This window comes from Flavobacterium sp. LC2016-23, assembly GCF_009674775.1.
GTDB lineage: Bacteria > Bacteroidota > Bacteroidia > Flavobacteriales > Flavobacteriaceae > Flavobacterium.
On record NZ_WKKE01000003.1, the window covers coordinates 210,411 to 235,081 of the forward strand.

The 24,671-nt window shown below is 37.2% G+C and carries 23 protein-coding genes; 4 read left to right on the forward strand and 19 right to left on the reverse strand.

From position 1 onward, the window contains the following. Positions 1 to 2 precede the first annotated feature (2 nt). The 5 genes from GJU43_RS03820 to GJU43_RS03840 all read right to left on the reverse strand — a co-directional run bounded on the left by GJU43_RS03820 (position 3) and on the right by GJU43_RS03840 (position 4,989). Positions 3 to 1,454, reverse strand: coding sequence for a DUF3945 domain-containing protein (locus tag GJU43_RS03820; RefSeq protein ID WP_154339502.1), 1,452 nt, complete (start codon positions 1,452 to 1,454; stop codon positions 3 to 5). 76 nt (positions 1,455 to 1,530) lie between these two features. Continuing rightward, positions 1,531 to 1,845 (reverse strand): helix-turn-helix domain-containing protein, encoded by a 315-nt coding sequence (locus GJU43_RS03825; protein WP_026726936.1) that lies wholly within the window; start codon positions 1,843 to 1,845, stop codon positions 1,531 to 1,533. A 245-nt stretch (positions 1,846 to 2,090) separates the two neighbouring features. Further along, a complete protein-coding gene (locus GJU43_RS03830; protein WP_154339503.1) occupies positions 2,091 to 2,933 on the reverse strand; it encodes an RteC domain-containing protein in 843 nt (280 codons plus the stop codon). A 174-nt stretch (positions 2,934 to 3,107) separates the two neighbouring features. Next, positions 3,108 to 3,956 carry an AraC family transcriptional regulator gene (locus GJU43_RS03835; RefSeq protein WP_154339504.1) on the reverse strand — a complete coding sequence of 283 codons (849 nt, stop codon included), beginning with the start codon at positions 3,954 to 3,956 and terminating at the stop codon, positions 3,108 to 3,110. Positions 3,957 to 4,266: 310 nt separating this feature from the next. Then, complete coding sequence (locus GJU43_RS03840; RefSeq protein WP_154339505.1) at positions 4,267 to 4,989, reverse strand: hypothetical protein; 723 nt, start codon at positions 4,987 to 4,989, stop codon at positions 4,267 to 4,269. Between the two features lie 414 nt (positions 4,990 to 5,403). Between GJU43_RS03840 and GJU43_RS03845 the strand changes: the two genes are divergently transcribed. Beyond that, on the forward strand, positions 5,404 to 7,017 hold the full coding sequence (locus GJU43_RS03845; protein WP_195760015.1) for a helix-turn-helix domain-containing protein: 1,614 nt from the start codon (positions 5,404 to 5,406) through the stop codon (positions 7,015 to 7,017). Between the two features lie 26 nt (positions 7,018 to 7,043). On the opposite strand, the gene GJU43_RS03850 is transcribed toward GJU43_RS03845, so the two are convergent. The 11 genes from GJU43_RS03850 to GJU43_RS03900 all read right to left on the reverse strand — a co-directional run bounded on the left by GJU43_RS03850 (position 7,044) and on the right by GJU43_RS03900 (position 14,047). Continuing rightward, the gene (locus GJU43_RS03850) at positions 7,044 to 7,754 is read right to left on the reverse strand and encodes a Cthe_2314 family HEPN domain-containing protein (RefSeq protein WP_154339507.1); all 711 of its coding nucleotides are present in this window, start codon (positions 7,752 to 7,754) and stop codon (positions 7,044 to 7,046) included. 82 nt (positions 7,755 to 7,836) lie between these two features. Next, positions 7,837 to 8,640: a hypothetical protein gene (locus GJU43_RS03855; RefSeq protein ID WP_026726930.1), complete on the reverse strand. Its 804-nt coding sequence runs from the start codon at positions 8,638 to 8,640 to the stop codon at positions 7,837 to 7,839. A 51-nt stretch (positions 8,641 to 8,691) separates the two neighbouring features. Further along, positions 8,692 to 9,501: a M12 family metallopeptidase gene (locus GJU43_RS03860; RefSeq protein WP_154339508.1), complete on the reverse strand. Its 810-nt coding sequence runs from the start codon at positions 9,499 to 9,501 to the stop codon at positions 8,692 to 8,694. Positions 9,502 to 9,531: 30 nt separating this feature from the next. Then, a complete protein-coding gene (locus GJU43_RS03865; protein WP_154339509.1) occupies positions 9,532 to 10,137 on the reverse strand; it encodes a GNAT family N-acetyltransferase in 606 nt (201 codons plus the stop codon). Between the two features lie 39 nt (positions 10,138 to 10,176). After that, complete coding sequence (locus GJU43_RS03870) at positions 10,177 to 10,620, reverse strand: hypothetical protein (RefSeq protein ID WP_026726927.1); 444 nt, start codon at positions 10,618 to 10,620, stop codon at positions 10,177 to 10,179. Positions 10,621 to 10,800: 180 nt separating this feature from the next. Further along, positions 10,801 to 11,832: a phospholipase D-like domain-containing protein gene (locus GJU43_RS03875; protein ID WP_051234336.1), complete on the reverse strand. Its 1,032-nt coding sequence runs from the start codon at positions 11,830 to 11,832 to the stop codon at positions 10,801 to 10,803. Positions 11,833 to 11,966: 134 nt separating this feature from the next. Further along, the gene (locus tag GJU43_RS03880; RefSeq protein ID WP_026726926.1) at positions 11,967 to 12,437 is read right to left on the reverse strand and encodes a hypothetical protein; all 471 of its coding nucleotides are present in this window, start codon (positions 12,435 to 12,437) and stop codon (positions 11,967 to 11,969) included. A 75-nt stretch (positions 12,438 to 12,512) separates the two neighbouring features. Next, a complete protein-coding gene (locus GJU43_RS03885; RefSeq protein WP_124020479.1) occupies positions 12,513 to 12,761 on the reverse strand; it encodes a hypothetical protein in 249 nt (82 codons plus the stop codon). A 20-nt stretch (positions 12,762 to 12,781) separates the two neighbouring features. Further along, entirely contained in the window at positions 12,782 to 13,024 is a 243-nt protein-coding gene (locus GJU43_RS03890; protein WP_035108209.1) for a hypothetical protein, read from the reverse strand. A 140-nt stretch (positions 13,025 to 13,164) separates the two neighbouring features. Continuing rightward, positions 13,165 to 13,512: a hypothetical protein gene (locus GJU43_RS03895; RefSeq protein WP_026726924.1), complete on the reverse strand. Its 348-nt coding sequence runs from the start codon at positions 13,510 to 13,512 to the stop codon at positions 13,165 to 13,167. Between the two features lie 202 nt (positions 13,513 to 13,714). Then, positions 13,715 to 14,047 (reverse strand): hypothetical protein, encoded by a 333-nt coding sequence (locus GJU43_RS03900; RefSeq protein WP_154339510.1) that lies wholly within the window; start codon positions 14,045 to 14,047, stop codon positions 13,715 to 13,717. A 654-nt stretch (positions 14,048 to 14,701) separates the two neighbouring features. Between GJU43_RS03900 and GJU43_RS03905 the strand changes: the two genes are divergently transcribed. The 3 genes from GJU43_RS03905 to GJU43_RS03915 are packed head-to-tail and all read left to right on the forward strand — an operon-like array spanning position 14,702 to position 21,720. Next, a complete protein-coding gene (locus GJU43_RS03905) occupies positions 14,702 to 17,731 on the forward strand; it encodes a SusC/RagA family TonB-linked outer membrane protein (protein WP_154339511.1) in 3,030 nt (1,009 codons plus the stop codon). A gap of 12 nt (positions 17,732 to 17,743) precedes the next feature. After that, entirely contained in the window at positions 17,744 to 19,138 is a 1,395-nt protein-coding gene (locus GJU43_RS03910) for a RagB/SusD family nutrient uptake outer membrane protein (protein WP_026726922.1), read from the forward strand. Between the two features lie 2 nt (positions 19,139 to 19,140). After that, complete coding sequence (locus GJU43_RS03915; protein WP_154339512.1) at positions 19,141 to 21,720, forward strand: prolyl oligopeptidase family serine peptidase; 2,580 nt, start codon at positions 19,141 to 19,143, stop codon at positions 21,718 to 21,720. A gap of 35 nt (positions 21,721 to 21,755) precedes the next feature. Here the strand turns inward: GJU43_RS03915 and GJU43_RS03920 are convergent, their stop codons facing one another. The 3 genes from GJU43_RS03920 to GJU43_RS03930 form a co-directional block, all read right to left on the reverse strand. Further along, entirely contained in the window at positions 21,756 to 22,031 is a 276-nt protein-coding gene (locus tag GJU43_RS03920; RefSeq protein ID WP_195760016.1) for a DUF6520 family protein, read from the reverse strand. Positions 22,032 to 22,124: 93 nt separating this feature from the next. After that, positions 22,125 to 23,654: a DoxX family protein gene (locus tag GJU43_RS03925; RefSeq protein WP_154339514.1), complete on the reverse strand. Its 1,530-nt coding sequence runs from the start codon at positions 23,652 to 23,654 to the stop codon at positions 22,125 to 22,127. A gap of 236 nt (positions 23,655 to 23,890) precedes the next feature. Next, entirely contained in the window at positions 23,891 to 24,655 is a 765-nt protein-coding gene (locus GJU43_RS03930; protein ID WP_154339515.1) for a LexA family transcriptional regulator, read from the reverse strand. Positions 24,656 to 24,671: the final 16 nt, after the last annotated feature.

Consider the following 24,671-nt stretch of genomic DNA (forward strand, 5'->3'; position numbering starts at 1 on the left):
TCTTACATTTTACGTCCTTTGGATTTGGCAGGTGCGTCAGGTTCTTCCTGTTGTTCCTGCTGCTTTCTGTTGTTGGGATTTGTTTGACCGGATTTCAAGGGCTCCTTGATATTCTTGGTTGCCTCATTGGTTTTGCCTTCTGAATTGACCGCCGTCTGCGTTTTATGTGCTTCAGTAGGTTTTGCCTGTTCCTTAATCTTGTCCGGATTTTGGAAAGAGAAATCCGTTTTATTGGTTTGCTTGTTGAAAGTGATATAACCATTATATTCCTTTCCCTTCTTATCAACCAAGCCACTTACATAAACCGTCTGCCCATCTTTGAACTTTTGGTATTGCTCTTTATCCAGCTCTTTGTCCCTGAAAGTTTTCGGAACTTCCTGCGATTGGTTTTGCTGATTGTCCTGTGTTTGTTTGTTGGTGTTGCTCCTGTCGAACTGGAACTCTACAAAACGCTTGTCGGCATTGAATTGTACGGTTGCATCGAACTGAGTTCCTTTCTTGGAAGTCATTCCTTCTAAATAAAGTGGCTTGCCCTCCATTAAGGTTTGCTTCTGCTCATCATTAAGTTTTACACCTTTGAGCTCATCAGGGATTTTTATAAACTCAGTACGTAATGCCACCAGTTCATTGGTAAGTCTGTCCACACTTATAATGGAAGGAATGGTCTCGTTTGGATTTTTTATATTGACAAGATTAACAACACGCCCCATATTTCCTGTTTCTAGCAGGTTGTTCTTGTCTGCCTGACTGAAGCTATGCCCAAAAAACTCAAAGTTCAGGTTGGGCTCTTTTCGAATTCCGTGAATGGCAACTACTACCTGTCCGTCGTCATTCGATTGCAGCGATAATCGGGCGTCCATTCTCGTAACGGCGGTTCCCAGGTTTAGGCTTACAGGTACAAGCTCATTTGTCTTGTAACCTTTAAGTAGCGGATCGAGCAAGTTCATTTTTTCAAGTTTCTCTTTACTTAATCCCAAGTTGTTCATGGTTTCCCAATCAATCTGTTCCGGTTTGTATTTATACTCACTTGTGTCCGGTGTGCTCTGCGTTGTTTCCATATTATTTTTATTTTCTTGTTTATGATTCTCTTGTGGTGTCTTCACTTCGTGCTGCTTCATCAACTTATCACCTTCAGGACTTGGTTGATCTACCTGTTTTTGCATTTCTTTTGCCAACTTAATACTCAGTGGTGCAGGAATTTTAAAGAAGGAAAAATTGGTGGGGTTCTTAAGCTGGCTGAAAAAATTGGAAAAGAAGTTGGAAAATAAATCCCCTTGCTTATCGACACGCATGAATTGGTTCTGGTTTTTCTTTGAAGGTTCAATGGTTTCCAGTTTTCCATTTTCATCAATGCCCTTTACAGCCATGATTTTCATTTTCTCTTTATCCAGCACCAATAATATCTCCGATATTTGTTCGGGAGACTCTGCTTTTTCTGAAATTTGTTCACTCATAGTTTAAAATTTTTAAATTAATTCCCGAAAGTAAAAGAGGTCTTTGCTATCTGGTGTTAACTGGCATCCGATGGCCTTATTTGTCACTTGCTGGCTTTCTTTTAGGCACCGGGGCCGTAAAGCTTTCCCTGACCAACTGATGTATATCTGAGAGCTTATAATAAATTTTTCCGCTGATTGTATAATATGGTAGCTTGCCTGACGAGCGGTATCTTTGCAATGATCGTGCACTTATCTTGAGCATCTGAAGGACATCCTGACTGTCCAGTAACTCTTCTCCATCAACAGCAGTACGCTGATTCTTACTTGTGTTTACCACATCCATAAGGATGTCGAATCTCTCCATGATTCGGTCCATCCACGCCGTGAATTCCATTCTATCGATATTCATAACCGCTACTTTTGGTTTAACACCACAAAATTGACACATGAAAAAATTATTTTCTGCCAAGTCTTGCCCATTGGCAAGGAAGATTTTTTTAGCAAATCGTTCTATAAAATGGTGGGATATCGAAGTCTGGGATTGAGCGTTCATTACGATAAGTAAGGGTTTTGCCTTTTGCCAATGGGCAGACATGGGCAATAAAAAAGCAGTGCTGTGGGCACTGCTTTAAGTAACAGGGGCTGATATAAAACCTACAGCTCCTTATCCATATACTGCTCAAGGGAAGATTTGAGCTGGTCCAGGAATAAGGTACGATTGGAGGCCCTATCTTTCATGCGATGAAATGAATGATGAATATCTCCAAGCGGTACACGAAAAAGTATTTGAAATACAAGAGTAATTTTGCGAATACCAATTTTTCCATGAGATATTACTCCCGAAGCGTAGAGCGCATAAATGAGTTCGATGAGTGCATTTTTAGAGTCGGTCCAAAAAATATCTTTAGTTGACTCATGATTATTCAGCACAGAACCTGAATGTTCCTCAGGATTTATCTTCGTTATCAGATAGGTATAAATTAATTCGTTGGCCATAATCCTGGCAACTTTAGAATCGTAGTATGTAGAAAACTGGTGGTCGATTTCAAAAACGTAACTGTTGAGTCCGTCCCTGTAATTAATTTTTCCTCTCAAAAAATATTCCTCATCTCGGTCTATTCTCCCTGATCTGTAATAGCGATAAAAGTGACAGCCGCAGACATCTTCTTTAAACTCCTGTTTAAGTGACTGAAGCTGGTTCATGAAAAATTTCTGGTACATCTTGCCGTTCTTTACCGGACAGATGGTTTCAATTCTGAATACTTTATTATAATACATCAGTTGTCCTAAAATATAGGGCTTAATGTCACGGAAAAATTGTATCTCGTCGGCTTCATTTGCGAAGCCCTCTTTTAAGATTTGTTCTCTGGTTGTATGCAGCATCTCATTCAAATACAGTGTCATTTGATAAGCCTCATCAATCAGATGGGAGGTTTCTCGCGAAATTTGATCTTCCTTACTATGGATTTCGGAAATAATTGTACTCAGTGGTTTCATAGCTCATATGGTTTTAATGTAATACCTTTCAAAAAAACTTATGGACTATATAAACATTACTGTGCTTACTGTACAAATCATGCTATACGATTAAGATGGGGCTATTCACAAGCAAAACCAATTATGAAAAGATATTACGGTTCAGTAGATTTACAGTTGGATTAAAAGAACGGATTAAAATTTTAGGTTTAAGCGGTATTGGGTCGGCGTTAATTTGGTATGTTTTTTAAAAAAATGGCTGAAAGATTGGGGATTTCTAAAATTTAAGTGCTCACCGATCTGGGTAATGGTAAGGTTAACATCTGCCAGTAGTGTGTACGCTTCAGATATAATTGCCATTTCAATATAATGTTTGGCAGACATTCCGATAGCATTCCGTACAGCCTTACCCAAGTGCCCCTTGCTGACAAATAAAGCGTCCGCATAAAAGCTTACATCATGGCGTAGTCTGCAATGCTGCTGCACAAGTGCCAGAAAGCGCGTACTAATTTTTTCAGTGCGGCAGTAAACATCAATTATATTTTCACCATGCTTGTAGCATATCCCGCTGAATTCATAAAGGATAAGATTGAAATAAAGCAGTACCATTTCTTCCTGAAAAATACTATCCCTGCTACTAATTTTTTTCTTAAGAAATCCAACAACCTCTATCAGATAAATTATTTCAGCCTGTGTAAGCGAAATTACAAAAGGTGAATAGCTGGTAAGAATCTCTATGTAACCGATACCGGATTTTGAGAACCTGTTGGTAATGGCAAAATCCTTTTTACAGGAGATAAAGCTGACCTTTAGCGACGGTGTCTGTTTAATGACTTCAGCCGTACTGGGAACTGCGTACATATCTCCTTGGGAAAGACGGACCGTTGATGGACCATCCATAAAATATATTGTGCCGGATACTATCACAAGGAGAGAAAACCAGTCTGGATTCATCAGGGTTTTGCGTGCCTTAAAAGATTTAAAATCTATAAGATGATAGACTTTTAATTCCTTTTGCCAGCGTCTATTTTTTAAGGTGTCCAAAATGTTAGTGTTTTATATTAATAAAATGCCGCTCAAAGCGTTTCATCGCTTAGTCAGCTTTTAGTACAACATGCGCACAGAGCAGTAAAAACAAATAGGATATTGCATAGTGCAGGAATTAGAAAAACATACACAAAGTCATGTGGATCGGAACTCTTAAGTCCCCCGTCAGCGAGATAACCCACCATTTCATCATAGCTCAGAAGATCTATGATGAAATAAAGGCTACCTACATTCAATGTTATGAGCAGAAATCCTGAAGCTATAGCAACAGTTCGCTCATAACGTTCCAGCAGAACAATAATCCAGTTCACAGAGTAGGGTCGTTGCTTTGATATATCTCGACGGTTAATGCCATTTTTAGCCCCAGAATCAGGTTTTGCTCTGCACCGCTAACCGTCGCAGCTATACTGGTAACGTTGGTCTCCCAGTCTTTGTCTTTTCTTTTCTTCTCATAGGCTGTATATCGGGCAACTGAAGTAGCAGTTAGGATTATACGTTTATCCTCATCAGAGAATCCAGTATTGGCAAGAACGCCTGCCTCATAGGAAACAATAACCGAATGGATATCATCATATGGATCATTAGCAACTAAAGGGAGGTTATTTACAAATGTTATAAAGTTTGCCTTGGCACTTACTCCCATTGTACATGCTGTCAGCACATCGGTAATAGCATTTTCGTTATTTACTATCCATGTGATTTCTGACAGTCTTCCGGACAAATTATAATCGCTGGATAATGGCATCAGCTCAGGGTGGGCATCTGAAACCGAATCAATTAAAATAGCTATCTCTTCAATAGACTGGGAGTTAAAGTCGGTATCGCCGATAATCTCTAGGATTTCATTATGCATACTTCCTGCGGTATCGAAGGGATTCGCTGGATTACCAGGTCCAATGCCTGATTTTTTTGCACTTTCATTTCGATACGCAATTTCCGTAGTCTTACCTGTAAAATCATCTGTATAATCATCTGAACAGGCAACAGTGAATAATGGCAGGATTGCCAACAATACTTTTAAATTTTTCATGTGTACTAGTGTTAAATGTGACTGATTACTTTTTTTTTCGTCAGTTCATTTTTCACCTCGAGGGAAAGCAGAACGGTGCTGGTTTTAAGCCAGACTTTGCTTTTGAATTCAGAGCAAAACTATTTGCTAAATGCAACATTTACAAATGGTTGTCTGGACATTTACAGTATTTTTACTATCGTTTTTCAGAAAATCGACACAGCTTTTTTGTGTCCGCTTTGTAGGTTTTTCCTGTTTTTATAGTATATTTGATATATTCATCACTATTTCGTTTGCCCCAACTCTCACTATCATACTTATTGTATTAAATGGGGGTTCCTACCAATGAAAATAGCTTAAATCTAATCTATGATTGTAAGATATTTCCTTGCAATATCTTTATGCTTTAGTTATTGTATACACGCACAAAAGCATATGATTCAAATTCCTGATTCGTTAAAGAGTAAGGATTTCGACTATATATTTGATCGTATCGAAGATGGTAGTATAAGTGATGGTGCTAGATCAGTATACCTGATCTCATTTCTAATAAAGGCCAAGTCGGAGGAAAACTGGGAGGAACTTTCCAATGGCTATAAGAACTATATCTACTATGCCCCAGACCAGTCAAAACTTATCTACGCCGATAGTATGGTTTGGGCAGCTAAAAAATCAAACAACGATGAAATTATAGGATCAGCATACCTGTCAAAAGGCGTTGCTTACTATAGTCAAAAACGTCTCAAAGAGGCAATGGATATTTACTTAGTCGCCGACTACTACATAAAAAAAACAAATGATCCATACCTCATTCACAAAACCAAATATCAAATTGGGCAGATAAAACTTTATTTGGGATATTATAACGAAGCGATCGCACTTTTTAAAGAGTGCATCAGCTACTTTAAAGATTCCAATGTCAGGGCATACTTAAACTCTCTGCATGCATTGGGAGTCTGCTATAAAATGGTTGGCAATCATGGGCTTTGTACTGCTACAAATGAAATAGGTATAAGTGAAGGAATCAAAACCGGAAACCTCGACATGCAGTCCTACTTCATATTTTCAGAAGGAGTCAACCAATGCCTGATCCGCAATTATGCCATAGGCATTGAAAAGCTGCAAGATGCATTGCCAGACATTCTGGACAATAAGGACTTTTCCAATGAAATGGTGGGATACTTTTATATTGGAAAATGTTACTGGGGATTAAACAATAAGGAAAAGGCTCTGAGATACTTTAAAAAAGTTGACCAAATCTATATGAAACGGGATTTTATGCGTCCTGACCTGAGGGAAGCATATGAGTTTATGATTACTTATTACAAGGACAAAAATATGATCAAGTTGCAGTTACATTATGTTGAGAAATTACTCGAAATAGATAAGAAACTGCATCATACCTATACCTATCTTCAAGGAAAAATCCGTAAGGAATATGAAACTAAAGAGTTGCTGGCTGTTCAGCGTACGCTTAAGGGAAGGCTGGATCGGCAGAGCTATAAGAATCAGATATTGTTTTCTATCATTGGAGTAATGTTCATTGTCATAGTATACGGGATAGTTAATTATTTTAAAAATAAGAAGGAGGCTAGGATTAAGTATGAAGAATTGTTGCAAAAAATTGAAAACTCAGAAAAGAGTAAAGACAATAAGATAGATGAGCACGATTTTTCAATGAGCAAAGATGCCGAAGACGCAGTTTTAAGCAGTTTGAAGAAATTTGAAAATAGTAAAAAGTTCCTTGAAAAGGATCTTAATCTTACTAAGCTGGCAAGCTACTTCAAGACCAACACTAAATATTTATCACTAATAATTGTTCGTCACAGAAATAAAAAATTCAATGAATATATTAATAGCCTTAAAATAGATAATATTGCCAAGAGGATTCGTAAGGAAAAAAATCTGCAGAATTATACCCATGAGGCACTCGCTGATGAAGCGGGATTCAGCAGTACCAGAAGGTTTGTAAAGGCCTTTGTAGCCGATACTGGAATAACGCCTAAATATTTTATTGAAGAATTAAAGAAGGAAGATTTTAGCGGATAATTTTTACCTTGTCGGCTTTGCAGGGATTATAATTTTTCCTTGTTAGAATTATACTCTTGATGTAATGTGTCTAACATCCGCAAAATTATTCCAAAGCACGCCTCATTAGTTTCCGCGAACTGCAATTTTACTTTTTCTGTAAACTTTTTTAATGCCTGAGATCGTACATATTTTAATTTCTTGACCTCTTCAGCTGAGTTCCTTTCTATGTAACGTTCTGTTAACGTCGTATGATACAAAGTTTGCAGTCTATAAAGCTCTTTATTAGCGTAGGAATGTCTATGAACCACTGAATTTCTGTCGTTGTAATAATGGTTTAGAATTTGTTTAACTTCCAAGTACAAAGTTTCAAGTGTTGAATCTTTTATTCTTGGATTACCAATGATTTTCTTATAATTGACTTTGCTCTCGTCAATTTTAAGATAGTATGCCATATTTATAAATTGAAGCAGCCTGTCAGTTACAGATACAACCCTGATCATATAATTTTCTACATTGTAAGTTAGATGATCGCCTCTGCTTATCGTATTTTTTTTATTATAGCCGAAATTATTTAAAAGTCCCACAGCATTATCCAGCTGGGATAGAAGTGATAAAAAGTGGACAAAATAAAATTGGGTATTATTTACGTAATATTCCAATTCGGTATAATTCTCTTTGTCGATATCCTTCAGGGTTAGGTCATCTCCAATTTCCAATGTAAAAGTATGGTTGTAAATCTTATCTAAACTGTTCATTTATCATTTATTTAGGATAGTTGCATGACGTTAGGCAAAAGTTTTGGTTTTAACTTTTGGTGAATGAAGATGAATTAATAATCTAAAATCCATCGTCAGGATATTTTATAAAGTCAACATGTTTCAGGCAGTTGCAAAGTGCATACATTATATTGGTCAGACGTTCATTGATTTTTAGAAAGACATAATCATTCTCTCCTTGCATTTCCAAAAATTCACCGTTCTTAAAAATAAAGGTAATGCGATCAAACTTGTAAACATAATCTTTCCCCTTATAATAGCCTGCTGAATGGGAAACGCAGTTTCTGAGCTTTGAACAGAACTCGATAAATTCTAAATCGCTCTTTGCATCTTCAGGATAGCAATCCTTATTAAGCTTGGATAGATATCTGAATTTTCTGGAAAGGGGAATAAAGGTGTTTTTCTTTAATTCAGATAATAGGTGCATTTTTTCTTCATCTGGCAAATTTTGACATAATCTGAGGATTTTAGAATTTAAGTCCTTTACCATACCTTCTAAATCTGCATCCGTAACAATATCTTCAAAACAAAATGAGAGTGTTGTTTCAAAATTGGTAAATGTATCTACAAACAGCTTTCTGTTTAACTCATTATGGTAAGCCCCTGAAAGCAGCTCATGATCAGCTATTTCATAAATTCTAGTTACGTGAGGCTGCAGTTCCAAAATGCTTGAATCAAATTTTATGGTTCTGTTTTTTATTTCCTGGCTGATCTTAAAGAATATTTTGCCATGATAAAACTCGTTGATAATGGAGTACAGGTTCTCAAAGTATGCCTTACGGACATCATTTTCCCTAAATTCAACGGTACGGATTATTGATTTAATTTTTAGGGTCAAATCATGAAGTTTGTTCAGATTTTCCATATTATTTTCTTGACCATGTATAAACTAAAATTTGTATATCTTGTTTTCATCTTATGAATGGAGCAATTCAGGGTACAGCTCACCTATATATTTTTTATCTGTTGCGGAAAGATCATAATTAAAAGGAAATGATTGTTTGTTTTTTGTAAATTCTGGCGGAAGATAATATCCCATTATGGAATCTCTATCCACTTCGGAATATCGGATTGTGGTTTTATCATATTCCTGAAAAACATTTTTATCAACATCTGCTTTTGACCAGCCATGTGTAAAAGCATAATAATTATACACTACATTTTTGTCCCAGTCCATTTTTATATCCGGGCTTTGGTGCTCGTGGATCAGTCCTAATGCATGTCCGAATTCATGTAGTACGACCTGCTTATATTCAGGCTCCGGCAGGCTGTCGCTGAGCCACCCAAAATTTATGGTTGCTTTATGTTTATCAACACCCAGTGCATCTGTGCCAATATAGGACCAGCTTCCCGTCGCATCGTAGCCAACCCTTATTTGAGCTTCATCTCTATTATCTGTTCTTTCAAATTTTATGCTGCAGTGCTCGCTCCAGATCGAGGCGTACTGGAGTACTCTCTGGTCTCTTGCCTTATCGCTGACAAAAAAGAATACTTTTAATGTTTGGTTTGGACGCCAGAGTTTTCTGGTCTCAGCAGCCATTTCACTAAGATTTGTGAAATCACCAATTTGTGTTAAGAGATGCTGTTTGTGTTGGAATTTTTCCAGGACTATTTTTTTCTCATTGCTCAAAGATTCAACTTTCAGGTTGTCTGGTCTTTCTTTGAGCGCCAACTTCATTTCCGGGAAATTATTCTGGGTAAGTTTCTTTGTAAATTGTACTTTCATAATGTATTTATTGCCTGTTTTGAACTGGTTCTACTTTTTGTCTTCTAAGGATGTAGCGGCTGTAATTTCAACGATTTCTTCAAACTCTATAATTTCAGCTCCTCTGTTGACCATCCGCTTATAAAATCCAGGCACCATTTGAACTAAAAACAGCCTGTAATTATGTTTGGAGGCTATGATGAATATTTCCCTTATAATTTTTTTCCCATAGCCCTTATGCTGCAGGCTGGGATCTATCAGGATGTTTGAGATTTCAATATTTTTTGATTCCCGATTTATTACAAGTCTGATCAACCTGCCACGGCTGTCCGTGGCTGACGTTTTCTCTTTTGTATAAAAATCGATCTCGTCTTGTGCGTTATAGTCACTGTAGGTGTAATTTTTCGACATCAGGGGGTTCAAATCAATGAATTTATAAATTGCATCTACAATATGATCATTTATAAAGTATTCATCCTTGCCGTCGATATGCTGGGTAATTTTTCCATCTTCAATGACATAAAAATTTCCATTGTCAAATTTCACGGTGGTAGAGCCGTCATCTTCTTTTCCCCTGTAGTGACCATTATATCTTAAAAGTCCATCGATTTCTTTTCCTCCGTGCAGATCCTGATCATATTTTTCTTCTATCGTCATAATTATATTTTTGTTTTTTAAGGTGGAAGTAAATAGTACTTATTTCAATTCTGCCAGGCGGTCCTTGTCCTTTTGGGAATAATTTCCCCATTCTCGGTCGTTGATTGAAAATAAGCCATCATCAATCTTATTTTGGTAATCATCTACCAGCACTTTTCTAATTGTATCAATAGTATCTATTTTAGAAAATGAATTGTCTGTTATATAGAGGTTTCCAAAATTTGTGTAAAGTTCAGCTGGCGATTCTTTATCGAAAATACCGATTACATACTCTCCTATATTCCCGCAGCTCTGGATTGAAATTTTTATCGGCAGGGATTCATCAATAATTTCAGATACAAATTCTTCCACAGACATTATCTCATCTTCCGGTGAAATTATTGACGTTGCTCCAAGCAGAAAAGGAATAGTCAGGCCATTGCTGAAATAGCCTTTGCCGTCAAAATGAGACAGCACTTTTAACCAGGGGGATTGATTTTCCATATATAGTTGTAGAGGTTTTATGACGTATGCCAGTTAGTGTATATATTATTTATTTATTATCTATAAGTTATTATCATTCAATATTGGAAAAACTGCCTTTAGTACATCAAAAATTTCTTTGGGCTCCGATAATGCGGCCACTAACATCCTTGATTCAGATAGCTGCTCACTCACTTAACATCAATTTTCTTTCTTATAAATATTTTCAATGGTAGTTTCATTCAAAAAAGGTGCGAAATTATTTATCCAGATATAATCTTCAATTACAATGTTAATATTCTTTAGTAATATCTCGCGAAGTTCCTGGCTGGTATAGATGGTTTTGAATTTTCTTGTATAATAATTCGTGAGCGCAATTTCATTGCTTTCAACGTCATTGGCAAAACTTTCGTAGTCAATTTTTTCGCTGTCGAAATTAGCAATTTCCTGAAGAGTTTGATAATTGAAGTTATTGATCTCGCTTAATTGATAATTTAGAATAAGTTCTTTTGTGATAGGCAGATTAAATTCCTGGGATAAATTGGAATCCAAATCTGGATACCCTTTAGACTTTTTATCACTAATCGTATAAATTAGTTCTTTGTGTAGCTTAAATTTTGGGTTGAAGATCAGACCAGGCTCATAACTTATTTCGTTGTAAAGGCCATTTTCATGAGTAAAGCAATAGCCCAAATTAATTTGGTCTTTTAACTTCAAAAATAATTTTTGAGAAAAAGGATAGTACGTTGATATGAGTTTGTTAGCAAACTCAAAATTTTCAGACAGCACTTCTACATTTGGATCAATGTAATTTTTATCGGTAAAGAATTTAAAAATTCTCGTATAGAAGCCTGCAATGCGGGTATCTGTTTCAACAACGATATTTTCAAAATTTTGATTGGCCTTATTTGTATAATTGTAGGATCCTGTAATAAATGTCTCGTTGTCTATAATCGAAAACTTGTTGTGGTTAAATTTTGAAATGTGCTGACGCCTCACCTCAATCCCGCTTTCTTCAAGATTGTCCAGATGTAAATCAAAGAAGTACTTTTGGTTGACATCATTGTTATCAACCAAAATCTGAATATCCAGATTTTTGAATTTCTTTAAATCAATTAATTTTGATATTATTCTTTTATTGGTAAACCAAGCGACAACAATTGTTATTGAACTCTTTGCCTTATCAAAGTGTTCAAGAATAACCTGCTCAATGTTTTGCGTGAATACTTCCATATTTCTGTTAACGTTGCGCCTGTAAACGAAAACTGCTGGTGTAAGTATACTTTGTTTTCTCCTCCATAATAAATTTTGCAGTAAAACGGCCTTACTTTAAAACTTAAAGCTACTTTACTGGCGGATAGTTTATATTATAAATTTAAGAATAAGGATTTGAATCTGTTTCTTTCAATTTCTTTCTCTTCCTCTTCGGAATCTATATTTCCTTCAAGAAGAACCTCACTGTAAAATAACTCCATCTTTCTTAATAAATTTTCTAAAGCCATTTGCTCTGAAGGTGTAAAATACATTTTATTCTTTAAGATAAACCCACGTAATGTCTCTATTTTGCCATCTATCTCATATAGTTCAATGGGAGTGTTTTTACTCAGAACCGTTCTAATTGAATCAATAGAAACGTCCATCATGTTGTCTTTATCTACACAATCAGGATTTATATAGCTAGGGTTGACTTTTACTCTTAGTGATGTAGGCCCGACCCCATGTATTTCAGAATGTAAATCCGTATAGTTCCCGCAATGTGAGGTTTCAAATGTAATTTCATCGCCTTTGAATGCTCTGAAGAAATCCAGTGTTTTATCTAGTGTCAAATTATTAGCCATTATTTTGATGTATGTTTTTATTGGAATGAATAAAATTTAAATATGAATTCACGATTTTATATTCGCAGATACTTTCTAATTTTTGAAAGCACTAATTGTGAAAATTTCTCCCTGCTGGTCGAGTGATCCTATAGGAGAATAATTTTTTTGTGATAGGACAAAGTGCAGAAAGTTAGTTACAGTTACTCGTTCGTTATCGTCAGCAGTGCCTGCTTCTATATTACGAATTGAATTTGCTTCAGTCATGTTTTCAGGCAAAAGCTGAATCTTTACTACAAACCTTTTATTACCCAGGTTATTTTCATCAATTATTTGAAACTTCATAAGTTGTCGTTTAGTTGTTATTAGAGCATCCACTTAGCAAATGCAAGAGCTATTATTCCTAGAAAGATAAGAAGACCGCCTGCAAGGGTTAGCAGATTCTCCCAAAAAGGGGTCAGCAGGGAACTTCTATAATTTTTAAAACCTTCTCCTCCCAAAGAATTTCGACGATAGAATCTCCTTCTGCCAATAAAAAGTTTAAGGGCAATTCCTATAATTAGTGCTAAAACACCGAAAATAATGAGTACAGCATTATCTCTATTCATATAATCTCCTTTCTAAATAAACTACGTTTCAAAGCCTAGATTCTGGCAGTAATGAACACTGGGTTCTAATAACCAATAAACGAATTTACAAAAAAAATACATTGGGTTTTAATAAGTAAGAAGCGGTAAATCAGATGTTTCTATGAAAATGCTAAGTTTGTCATTTCGTTAATCATGGAGATTAATTCATCCACGGTCTGTGAATTTATTATATCAGACTTTTTTGAATTTTCCAGGATTTTAAGAACTTTGCTTTTCCCGTAGATTATAATTTGATCTCCCTGCCCTGGCGTATAATTAAAACCTCCATTGCTGAGACTTATATATTCAATTTTTGCAGGAAATTCAGTTTCTAAATCGAGTAAAACATATTCTTTCTTTCCTAACTGTAGTCGAATCTCACGGGCCATTTTCTCATCGCCCTTTAGTTCCGTTAGATACAATTTTGTGGTCTCCCTTTGAATTTTATTTTTTGATTTCCAATGCATGTCTTTTGCGTCTAGGTTTTAATTCCAGTGTTTAAGAACCAAAACTACAAAACAGCTTTTTTCTTTTTTTACGGTTTTCCGTAACCTTGATTAAAGATTGCAAAATACTTCATTTTCTGATGAAAATGTATGCGTATAAATACGTGTTTTTAGCACTATCTTTTGTGATAGAGAATGCTTATTGAGATTAAAAACGTAGCTGTTAAATATTATTCGTGCTTTTAGATTTGGATACAAAATCGTCATTGATTTTTGAACCGTGCTTTTCTTCAATAATTTTAAAGAAATCGGAAAGAGAAATCTTTTTATAAAAGCACATAATTGCTAGTGTTGACATAGGAATTCTATAGCCATCGACATCTCTTATCTTCGTGATAATATGCCTATGGACTCCTAACTCTTTACTTTGTTTATTTATTGATTTTTTCGGGTCAATCCAATTATTGGAAATAAAATTGCATACAAATTTATCAAGTAAAAATACTTTACCTGTATCGTCTAAATTTATTTTATTATTTCCGTTTTCCTTAGTCATAGTAGCAAAAAAAGAAATTATCTATAAATATTATTGTCACGATAGTGACAGGTTTGTAATATTTTAGTATGTTTGTAATTGATTATATATATTTGCGATACTTCTAATAAAAATATTTGAAGCATTCGCTTTGAACCCGCATCGGAAAACTGGTAATTTTTGTACGCGCGGGAAGATAAGTGCAAATGCTCACGCCTTAAAGGGCGTGGGCTCACTTATTCGCGCGTATGGGTATACCAGTACCTCCGATGCAGTAAGATGAGTACCCACGCTTCTTTTTTTGGTTATAACTCAACTTCTCAAAGCTACTTCACTATTGAAAGATCGCAGCGTCTTTGTTTAACCTATAATTGGTTTGCTTATGGTGTAGTCTTTACTTTTTATTTATAATGCCTGGCCCTGTACTGGTATCCTGCTGAATTAGTCGGGGGAATGGTCGGGCTTATGCTATCAGCTTCGCCATTTACATTATCTGCAGGAGCGCAGACCTAAAATCCAATAACAGCTATTAACGTATTGAAATAATCAAAAAACCAAGTTATGCCTATGGTGAATTAATTAACAAGAAAAGCCTTCTAATACTCGTAGTGGAATATTCGTATAGAAGGCTAGAGAAAATCAAACTATTGTTCAATTTTAATCCTTTCTAAATTTATGAAAAATCTTTCATTTAACAAGGGCAGGCCTACCTGTCTTTGTATTTTTATTTTTGCCGTACTGCTTTCTAATCATAGTAATGCCACTGGACTAACGTTCAGAACCTACACGAAGCAGTTACAACATCAAATTACAGGTACAGTTACCGATGTCACTGGACCACTTCCAAGCGTGACGGTCATTGTCAAAGGAACTACAACTTCAGCCGTAACAGATGAAAAAGGCAATTTTTCAATTACGGCTAATTCAACAGACGTACTCATCTTTTCATTTTTAGGTTATGCCACACAGGAAATAATGGTTGGAAACCAAACTTCCATAATTGTGATATTAGCAGAAGACAGTACACAGCTTAAGGAGGTGACCATCAATGCAGGTTATTACAGTGTAAATGACAAAGAAAGAACCGGAAGTATTGCCCGCATTACATCCAAGGATATCGAAACTCAACCTGTAAACAATGTTTTGGCAACCATGCAGGGAAGAATGGCTGGTGTGGAGATAACACAGAACACAGGAATTGCAGGAGGTGGTTTTGAAATTCAAATCCGTGGACGTAACAGCATTAGGTCTGATGGCAATGCTCCTCTCTTTATCATAGATGGTGTGCCGTATTCATCAGAAGCCATCGGCTTTAGCGGGACTATGAGCGTGCTGAACACTTTTACAAGTCCCTTAAATAACCTGAATCCTGGCGATATACAAAGTATAGAAGTACTAAAAGATGCCGATGCCACTTCTATTTACGGATCGCGAGGCGCTAATGGTGTCGTACTGGTTACAACTAAAAAAGGTAAAGCAGGACAAACAACGGTTAACGTAAATTTTTCAAGCGGAGTGGCACAAGTAGCACATTTCATGGATCTTCTTAATACGAAGCAATACCTGACAGTTCGAGCTGAAGCATTTCAAAATGATGGCATTACTGAATATCCCGAGGGCGCTTATGATATCAACGGAACTTGGGATCCTAATCGTTATACAGACTGGCAGAAAAAATTATTAGGCAATAGTGCCCAAATTACAAACCTCAGTGCAGGTATACAAGGTGGCAGTGAATATACCCAGTTTTTACTATCTAGTAATTTTAATCATGAAACCACGGTCTTTCCGGGCGACTATGGATACAAAAAGGCTAATGTAAGAACAAGTATCTCACATCAGTCCAAGGATAAACACTTCCACTTGGATTTTTCAGGCGGTTATACAGTTCAACATAACAATCAGCCCCTTGCAGATCCAACACTCGAAGCAATAACCACTCCGCCAAATGCACCTGAAATGTATGATGCGCAGGGTAACATCAATTGGGAGAACAACACCTTTGAGAATAACCCTGCAAGAAACTTTCTGGGAAGCTCACAATCACAGACGTATGATTTGATTGCCAATATCCAGTTATCGTATAAAGTCTCGCAGGATATTACCCTTAAGACTAGTTTAGGCTATACGGACCTTAAACATCACGAGGCATCCGTTTATCCTTATACTATCTATCTGCCAAATTATGGGCTTGGCGCTGAATCTTCGGCCATTTATTATAATGATGTGGCACGTCGCTCCTGGATTATTGAACCTCAACTTAATTGGAAAAATTTATGGGGCAGGCTTCAGACTGACTTACTAGGAGGAGCCACTTTTCAAAGACAGGATAACGAGCAGATTGCCATGTCAGCATTAGGTTTCGCCCATAACAGCCTGATGAATAATCCCGCAGCAGCAACCTACCTTACAGTATCAGGCAACGATGAGTCCATATATAAATATCAGGCCCTTTTTGGACGTCTAAATTTGCAGTTGGATAATCGTTATATTGTAAATCTTACAGGAAGAAGAGACGGTTCTAGCCGCTTTGGTCCGTCAAATCGTTTTGCATGGTTTGGGGCAATAGGCGCGGCATGGATTTTCTCAAGCGAAGATTGGTTTGTTAAACAGGATGTCCTTAGTTTGGGAAAACTCAGGGCTAGCTATGGAATCACCGGCAATGACCAAATAGGTAATTACCAATATTTGGACAGTTATGGTACCTCGGGCAACAACTATCAGGGAATTCCGGGATTGCAGCCTAGCCGCCTGTACAATCCAGATTTTGGATGGGAAACCAATAAAAAATTGGAATTTGCCTTAGAAACTGGATTTTTACAGGACAAAATTCAATTCACTGCCGGCTGGTACCGTAATCATTCTTCGAATCAACTCGTAGGTGTGCCTATGCCTGGAACAACAGGCTTTCCTTCACTTCAGGCTAATCTTGATGCCACCGTAGAAAATAAAGGCATCGAATTGACACTACAGACGACTAATATACAGACCAAAGATTTTAGCTGGACCACGGATTTTAATTTCACATCAGTAAAAAATAAACTGCTATCCTTTCCGGGATTGGAAAATTCCACTTATTCTAATCAATATGTAATTGGACAACCCCTGAATATCATTAAGCTATTTCACTACACAGGGTTGGATTCACAATCAGGAATTTACACTTTTGAAGATATAAATGGCGATGGTTCTATAAATTCTCCAAGTGATAAGCATGTTTTGCTTAATCTCAATCCCAAATTTTATGGCGGCGTGCAAAATCAATTTCGGTATAAGAATTGGCAGCTTGACTTTTTGCTTCAGTTTGTAAAGCAGGACAATATTGATCCAAGAAAAATTATTGGTGTTCCGGGAGAAATGGGCAATAGATCGACACAAATTCTCGATCACTGGTCTGTTCCTGGAGATAGCGGTGCTGTGCAGCTTTATACAACAGGAGTAAATTCGGATGTAGAAAGTGCTTTCTTTAATTATGCAGCCAGTGATGCTGTAATTACAGATGCATCTTATATACGTTTGAAAAACCTTCAACTCTCCTATAACCTGCCTGCCAAATGGATAGGCAATACCAAATGCAGGCTTTATTTACAGGGACAGAACCTCTTGACCTTTACGTCTTTTAAGGGACCTGATCCTGAGTTCCGTGCTGTTGGAACATTACCTCCACTTCGAATCCTTACTATCGGCACACAAATAAGTTTTTAAAATATAGAAAAAATGAAAACAAAATTTTATAAAAACACGATGATAAAGGCTTCCTTAAGTCTTATCGCCATATTGCCCCTTATGGGAGGATGTGATAATTTTACCGAGACTGGCCTCACCCCAACGCAGCTTGACACGAATGCAGTATTTGAAAATTCAAGTACTGCTACAGCTGCCCTAACGGATGTTTATGCTCGCATAAGGGAAGCAAGCCTGCTTTCGGGAAAAAACAGCGGAACAGGATACCGCCTTGGTCTTTATGCTGACGAGCTCACCTGGTATGGCAGCACTGCTATTCAAACCGCATTTTATAATAATAGTGTACTTCCTTCTACAGCCGGTCTTGATGTTATGTGGAACAATACCTATTCACAGATTTATGCTACAAATGCTGTTATAGTAGGGGTAGCTGCTTCTCAAACACTGCAAGAATCCGACAAACAGCAATTAATAGGTGAAGCCCTTTTCATACGTGCTCTTGAACATTTTTATTTAAATCAGCTTTGGGGAGAAGTACCTTATATAACCACAACAGATTACCGCATCAATCGTATTGCAAGCCGGGTATCCCAAGCAGAATTCAACCAGAAATTAATAGATGATTTAGAGCAGGCTGCACAATTACTCCCCGATGCATATATCGACATTGATAGGGTAAGGCCCAATTCATTTGCCGCCCGTGCATTACTGGCAAGAGTATACTTGTATGCACAGCGCTGGGCAGAAGCGGCAAACGAGGCTTCAGCTGTCCTGAACCAGACTGAGCTTTATGTATGGGACACTGACCTGAGCCAAGTATTTTTAAAAGATAACGCTACCACGATCTTGCAGCTCAAACCAAGAAATGAAGGATTAAACACAGACGAAGCTTCCTCCTTTTACTTCAATTCAACACCCACTGTGGTAAGCCTGAGACTCGATTTAATTGCGGCCTTCGAAACAGGGGATCTTCGCCTAAGCAACTGGACACGTAAAGTCACCAATAATAACGGTACATGGTACCATGCCTACAAATACAAAGAGCGTACAAATACTGGGAGTTCTGTTGAATATTCAAAAATATTACGCCTCGCAGAGCAATATCTCATTAGGGCTGAAGCCAGGGCGCGTCAGGGCGAGCTTATTGGAGCACTTGAAGATTTGAATGTAATTAGAAATACAGCTGGTTTAGGAAATTGTCTGGCTGTATCTCAGGAAGAAGTTATTCAGGCTATCCTGAAGGAAAGAAGGGTCGAATTGTTTACCGAGTATGGCCATAGATTTATGGACTTAAAACGTTACAACCAGCTTGATGCTGCTTTGGAAACAGTAAAACCAGGATGGGATGCTACTAACAGGCTCTTGCCCATTGCGGAAAGTGAGTTAAGCCTGAATCCGAATCTCAAGCCCCAAAATCCGGGTTATTAATTATGAAATATTTTAATCAAAATAGCGTCATACTACTTTTTTTACTTTTCGTAATTTATGCAAGCTGTCCCGCACAGGGGCTGCCTCTTAAAAGACAGCTGACAGAACAGGATTATAACAAGTGGGGAATGATAAAACCTGGCCCAATTTCGAAGGATGGAAAATGGGTGAGTTGGTCCGTGCATTACGATGAAGGGCAAGATACTCTTTTTGTTGCAGCAAGCAGTGGCAGGAAATGTTACAAATTTGCTGCAGGCCGACAAGGCAATTTTCTTGGAAATGAAATTTTTTACTTTCAGAACACAGGAAAAAACAGCTGCCTTATTGAGCTAACTTCCGGTAAGCATCACAATATTGGACAAACTGGCAAAACCGCTGTTTGGGAATCATATCTTGTTGCTGCTAATCCTGAATTTAAAAGTATAGAAGTATGGAATAACGAGGGCAGTAAATTAAAAGAGATCAAAGACATTAAGCAATTTTGCGTTTCCTCTACAGGACAGGCTTTTGTTTATATAACACACACTAATGAAAAGAGCTTGCTGCATCTATCATTATTAAACTCAAAGAAAAAAAATTCTGAAAGTGAAATCAGTTTAGGCGAATATCAAAATCTAACTATTTCGAAACCTATATGGTCTGAAGACAATAAATCTGTATCTTTTTATTGTAAAACCGAGCGCGACACGACAGTATTTTATTTTGACGTTAACGGTAATGAGTTAAGGCAATTAAATAGCAGCCATCTTTCAAACGAGATGAAAATCGATTTTGACGGAAATCTAAGCCTGACACCACGAGGCGAAGTACTTGCTACAATACGGGATGCTGCATTATCATCAATTGAAACCCCAATAGTGGAAGTATGGAATACTTTGGATAAGGTAATATACCCTAAAGCTATAGAAACCCATAATTGGAAATATGCCCCTAAAACTTTACTTTGGAATCCCAAGACAGGCAAAATTCAGCAACTCACTACTACGGATTATCCTCAAGCCGCACTTGTCGCCGGTGGGAAATATGCTTTGCTATGGAACACGGATCACTATGAACCTCAATTTGAATGGGTTTCTAATATTGACCTGTACTTATTGAATGTAGAAACAGGAGAAAAAAAGATTCTTCTAAAGAATCAGCAAAACAGCTCCATGTCATGGCAGATATCTCCTGATGGTAAATACCTGACCTACTTTACACAAGGTCATTGGTACAATTATAATTTTTCGAAGGGCATTCATGCAAAGTTGTCACATAATTTTCTGGCTGGCTCAGATACACCAAGCTCTAAGGTAGCACCTAATGCACCTGTTCTCTGGACAAAGGATGGTAGATCGATACTTCTGTGTGATGATTTTGATATTTGGCTGGTATCGGCTGACGGTAGATATACCAAGCGGCTGACCAATGGAAGGGAGCATAATATTATTTTAAGGATACCCCAGCAACATGCCGTTAGTCCTTTAAAACCTATTATCAATGGCTGGGGTAGCTCCAGCGTGGATATGACAAAAGATATTGTCCTTGAGGCCAGGGCCCCGGACTATAGCAAAACAGGGTATTATCTCTTAAAGAAAAATGGTGTACTGGAAACTATAGTTTTTGACCAGTCACGTAACTACAATCTGGCTCAAGCCGGGAAGACCATTAGCTGGTATTCGGAGCGTTATGACAGTCCCACAGCAATTCGTTGCCGCAGAGGAAAAGGCCCAATTGTAGATGTAACGCAAAATCAAAAGTCAATCGCAGAATTTTACTGGGGAGAATCAAAGCGAATTTCTTATCAATGGAAAAATCATTCACTAGGAGGGATATTATATTATCCGGCAGATTTTAGAAAAGGAAAAAAATACCCGATGGTCGTTCACGTATATGAAAAACAATCCCAGCGCTTACATTATTTTATAAGGCCAAGCCTTTACGATGGTGAAGGTTTTAATGTTACAAATTTAACCAACAAAGGCTATTTCGTTTTTCTGCCAGATATTGTGTACCAACTCGGCAGCCCAGGCGATTCTGCACTGAATTGCACTCAGGCAGGTGTGATAGCTGCTATTACAGAAGAAGCTGGAATTGACGCTGCGCGGTTAGGTCTTATAGGCTATTCTTTTGGCGGATATGAAGCGAGCTTTATTGCTACCAAAAGCACTATGTTCAAAGCTATTGCCGCTGGAGCAGGGGTTACGGATTTTGCAAGCAGCTATTTTTCCTTGGCAGAAAACTACAATATTCCGGAATATTTCCGGTTTGAAACTTTCCAAATGAGAATGGGAAAACCTTTCCATGAAAACATTCAGGGGTATATCGAAAATTCTCCTGTTTATCAGGCAGCAGGTGTAAAAACGCCTATCTTAATTTATACTGGAGGAAAGGATAAACAGATTCGTCATAATCAAAGCCGTGAATTTTATTTTGCCCTTAGACGATTGGGAAAACCAAGTATTCTTCTTGTTTATCCAGAAGAAGACCATGCTTTTGAAGATCGAAAGGCAATTATGGATCTGACCCATAAAATTGAAGTATTCTTTGGACATCATCTCAAAGGACTTGAAAAGGAAGACTGGATGGAACCCAATTTTTAATAACAATGCAGCCCTAGGGCTGCATTGCTTTTTTGCTATTGTGGGCGGAAAAGCTGCACAATGCATTGGTTGTTCTGATTCTTTTTCCATAAGCGTGTAGCTCCTGGAACATCTCCCACCGTACACATTTGGCTTCCTGTAGGAGAGCACTCGTCGGATGGTTCACAATCGGTAAGATTGCTGTGGCGTATATACCCCACCTCATTAACAAGTGCATTTTTTACCGAATTTTGCGGTGTATTCATCGCCGCTGCTGCGGCAAATCCCATCACTACGACAGGCAAAATGAATTTCAATAATCTTGTTTTCATGATTTAAAAAATTATGGTTTGCAGCCTACTCTTTTTCAGGTTTTCGGCTAAATCCCTGATACCCCGGCCAGGTATATTTAAAACTAATTGCTTTTAGTTTAAGTTGACGGACTTTGATTTATATTTATTGGTAAGATCTTTATTAAGAGGTACTTTCGATATCCAATTTCCGCTAAGGGCATATAAAGTATTTCCCTGAACCATAAAACTGCGCATGGGTTTGTTTTCCACATGGTAGATGTAAAAACTGGAATCGTATGAATTATTGTTTATATTATAGACATCTATGATGCTGGCCTGCCTCCACATCTGTGCATCTTCATATCGCCCGATTAGCTGGGAGTTCACAAATAATAAATTGTCATATGCCGCTGCGGTTCTGTTGACAATAAGAGGTGGTGCCGATAATTTTCTCTCGTGACGACCTTTTAAATAAGCAACCTTCAAATTAGCCTGATAAACGGTATCAATAGTATGTGCCCTTCCTCTCATTATTAGGCTGCTATCCAATCTGAAAAATTCATTACGATAAAAATAGATGTAGTGAAAATCGGAAGTGTATCCATTTCTGAATAATAGACCATCACTGTCAAAAATACCATCATGTTGGGATATAATTAGGCCGGGCTTCCATATAGGATTTGCTGAGCTGTTAAAATCCAATAACGCAAGAGAGTTCTGCATTTGTGTGGGATGGATTGCGCGTATCACCATATGAAGGGAATCAATAGGCTCAGCATGAGTAAAAGGCACTTCCTGTTTATCAATTAGCTTTGCCTTCCAATCTTTCAGATTACCACGAAATACGCAAGGCACAGTACCATCGGTAAGATAAAAAAATGGAGGTGCAACCTGAATATGAACTGCCCTGAAAGGCAAATCCATATGATCAAGCTCAATTAGAATACGGTCTACTTTATTAAAGCTCGTATTAATGGCAAGCACCATTCGTGGTGCCAGTGTATTACCAAGATAGATGGTTGATCCGTCGGCACCGGCAAAATAAAAAGAGGAGGATTTAAGATCAAGCTTTTTACTCTCAGGTTCAGAAAATGCAGAATAACGCCGGACAAAATTATTGCGGTGGTGGATAATATCTTCCGACCATACGTAAAGCAGGACCATTGTTATAATATTAAACACAAATAGTATGAGTATTCTAAATGCTGCTTGTAAAGGTCTTTTGAAAAACTTATCTTCTTTTGATGTCAAATCTAAAATTATCGCCAGAAATAATAGAAGAACGAAGAAAAGATTAAAAAGAAGATGTTCCTGCCAACTAAGCTTTTCCAGTACACCGCCACAGGAACATGGAACATATGATCCGTAATTCAGTATAATATAGATATAAGCTGTGAACATTGCCATTAATGAAAAAGCCAGTACTAATCCCACGAATCGGGTACGGGGTATCGCTAACATTATTGCTATGATAAGTTCGCTCAGCGGAACCAATATAGCAACCCATCCAGCAAAAGCACTTAACATGGGTGACTGTCCAAGCTGTACACTAAAATTTTCAAAATCCACAATTTTACTGACAGATGCATAGACGAATAACAAAATACAAAGAAGACAAATAATCTCAATGATAATATTTCTTATGGATTTAGGTATTTTCATCTCATCAGTTTTAATAAAGTAAAAAGCGGCTTTTCTGATACGGAATTATTAATTTCCAATTTATGCTCACTAAAGTTTTGATCTTCAATCACAAAGCGAAATTAGAACAATAAAATAGAAGGATTGTTAACAAAAACGATCCAAAATTTGCAAAAAACGATCCATTTTGCATTGTATGAGAGAATTACGAACAAAAAAGCTGGCATAAGCCAGCTTCATAATTCAGACTATCCCATTTATCTCTTTCGTTCCAGTCTTCGAATGTCATTCTTTAATTCCATAAACATTTCTTCAATACTGCTGGGAGTAATGGTAATCTTCTTCTTGTCTTTTTTGCCTAGATTACATTTGAATTCCCATATTTGTTCAATTTCTGATGCCCTGACTTCATAAGGATTATAAAAAGATTCGTCAGATTCGAGTACCAATACATTTTTTTTGTTTTTATTTAATCTTTTATAAACGATACCATCATTTTTAGTTATTATAATATAAGTCCTCCCATCTACTACCTCACTAAGTCTCTCAATATATTTGGCGACAATAACATCACCATCTTCATGTGGAGGCATAGAATCCCCATCAACTGTAAACCCCCTATGAAGACCAGGACCTAAAAACGGCAGTGAAATACGCGGTAGGTTTTCGATATATTCCGGATCTGAATATCCATTCATATAGCCTGCCTTAGCTTTTTGCGTAACAATTTCTATAAAACTTTCACCTTCATTATTCACTATAACTGGTAATAGAACCCTGTTATCCTCAAGCTTGACCAAATCATCAATTTTGACTTTCCTTACGTCAATGCATAGCAGGATGTCAATGCTGACGTGGTAATATTTTGATATTTTTTTCAATATTTCATAGGGAGCTTCAGAAGTCCCGTCTTCATATTTCGCATACCTTCCACGCGTTATTAGAAGGCTTGTAGCGACTTTTTCCTGAGAAATTTTCTTTTTTAGCCGTAGGCTTCTGATGTTGTCGGAAAATAAAGACATATAGTTTTTGTTACAA

Excerpts from the sequence above, each read along its gene's own strand:
- GJU43_RS03915 (WP_154339512.1), top strand. The coding sequence starts at position 19,141 with ATGAAATATTTTAATCAAAATAGCGTCATACTACTTTTTTTACTTTTC.
- GJU43_RS03905 (WP_154339511.1), top strand. The coding sequence starts at position 14,702 with ATGAAAAATCTTTCATTTAACAAGGGCAGGCCTACCTGTCTTTGTATT.
- GJU43_RS03875 (WP_051234336.1), bottom strand. The coding sequence starts at position 11,832 with ATGGAAGTATTCACGCAAAACATTGAGCAGGTTATTCTTGAACACTTT.
- GJU43_RS03925 (WP_154339514.1), bottom strand. The coding sequence starts at position 23,654 with ATGAAAATACCTAAATCCATAAGAAATATTATCATTGAGATTATTTGT.
- GJU43_RS03840 (WP_154339505.1), bottom strand. The coding sequence starts at position 4,989 with ATGAAAAATTTAAAAGTATTGTTGGCAATCCTGCCATTATTCACTGTT.
- GJU43_RS03860 (WP_154339508.1), bottom strand. The coding sequence starts at position 9,501 with ATGAAAGTACAATTTACAAAGAAACTTACCCAGAATAATTTCCCGGAA.
- GJU43_RS03910 (WP_026726922.1), top strand. The coding sequence starts at position 17,744 with ATGAAAACAAAATTTTATAAAAACACGATGATAAAGGCTTCCTTAAGT.
- GJU43_RS03820 (WP_154339502.1), bottom strand. The coding sequence starts at position 1,454 with ATGAGTGAACAAATTTCAGAAAAAGCAGAGTCTCCCGAACAAATATCG.
- GJU43_RS03855 (WP_026726930.1), bottom strand. The coding sequence starts at position 8,640 with ATGGAAAATCTGAACAAACTTCATGATTTGACCCTAAAAATTAAATCA.
- GJU43_RS03885 (WP_124020479.1), bottom strand. The coding sequence starts at position 12,761 with ATGAAGTTTCAAATAATTGATGAAAATAACCTGGGTAATAAAAGGTTT.
- GJU43_RS03890 (WP_035108209.1), bottom strand. The coding sequence starts at position 13,024 with ATGAATAGAGATAATGCTGTACTCATTATTTTCGGTGTTTTAGCACTA.
- GJU43_RS03930 (WP_154339515.1), bottom strand. The coding sequence starts at position 24,655 with ATGTCTTTATTTTCCGACAACATCAGAAGCCTACGGCTAAAAAAGAAA.
- GJU43_RS03825 (WP_026726936.1), bottom strand. The coding sequence starts at position 1,845 with ATGAATATCGATAGAATGGAATTCACGGCGTGGATGGACCGAATCATG.
- GJU43_RS03920 (WP_195760016.1), bottom strand. The coding sequence starts at position 22,031 with ATGAAAACAAGATTATTGAAATTCATTTTGCCTGTCGTAGTGATGGGA.
- GJU43_RS03850 (WP_154339507.1), bottom strand. The coding sequence starts at position 7,754 with ATGAACAGTTTAGATAAGATTTACAACCATACTTTTACATTGGAAATT.
- GJU43_RS03880 (WP_026726926.1), bottom strand. The coding sequence starts at position 12,437 with ATGGCTAATAATTTGACACTAGATAAAACACTGGATTTCTTCAGAGCA.
- GJU43_RS03830 (WP_154339503.1), bottom strand. The coding sequence starts at position 2,933 with ATGAAACCACTGAGTACAATTATTTCCGAAATCCATAGTAAGGAAGAT.
- GJU43_RS03900 (WP_154339510.1), bottom strand. The coding sequence starts at position 14,047 with ATGACTAAGGAAAACGGAAATAATAAAATAAATTTAGACGATACAGGT.
- GJU43_RS03865 (WP_154339509.1), bottom strand. The coding sequence starts at position 10,137 with ATGACGATAGAAGAAAAATATGATCAGGATCTGCACGGAGGAAAAGAA.
- GJU43_RS03870 (WP_026726927.1), bottom strand. The coding sequence starts at position 10,620 with ATGGAAAATCAATCCCCCTGGTTAAAAGTGCTGTCTCATTTTGACGGC.
- GJU43_RS03845 (WP_195760015.1), top strand. The coding sequence starts at position 5,404 with ATGATTCAAATTCCTGATTCGTTAAAGAGTAAGGATTTCGACTATATA.
- GJU43_RS03895 (WP_026726924.1), bottom strand. The coding sequence starts at position 13,512 with ATGCATTGGAAATCAAAAAATAAAATTCAAAGGGAGACCACAAAATTG.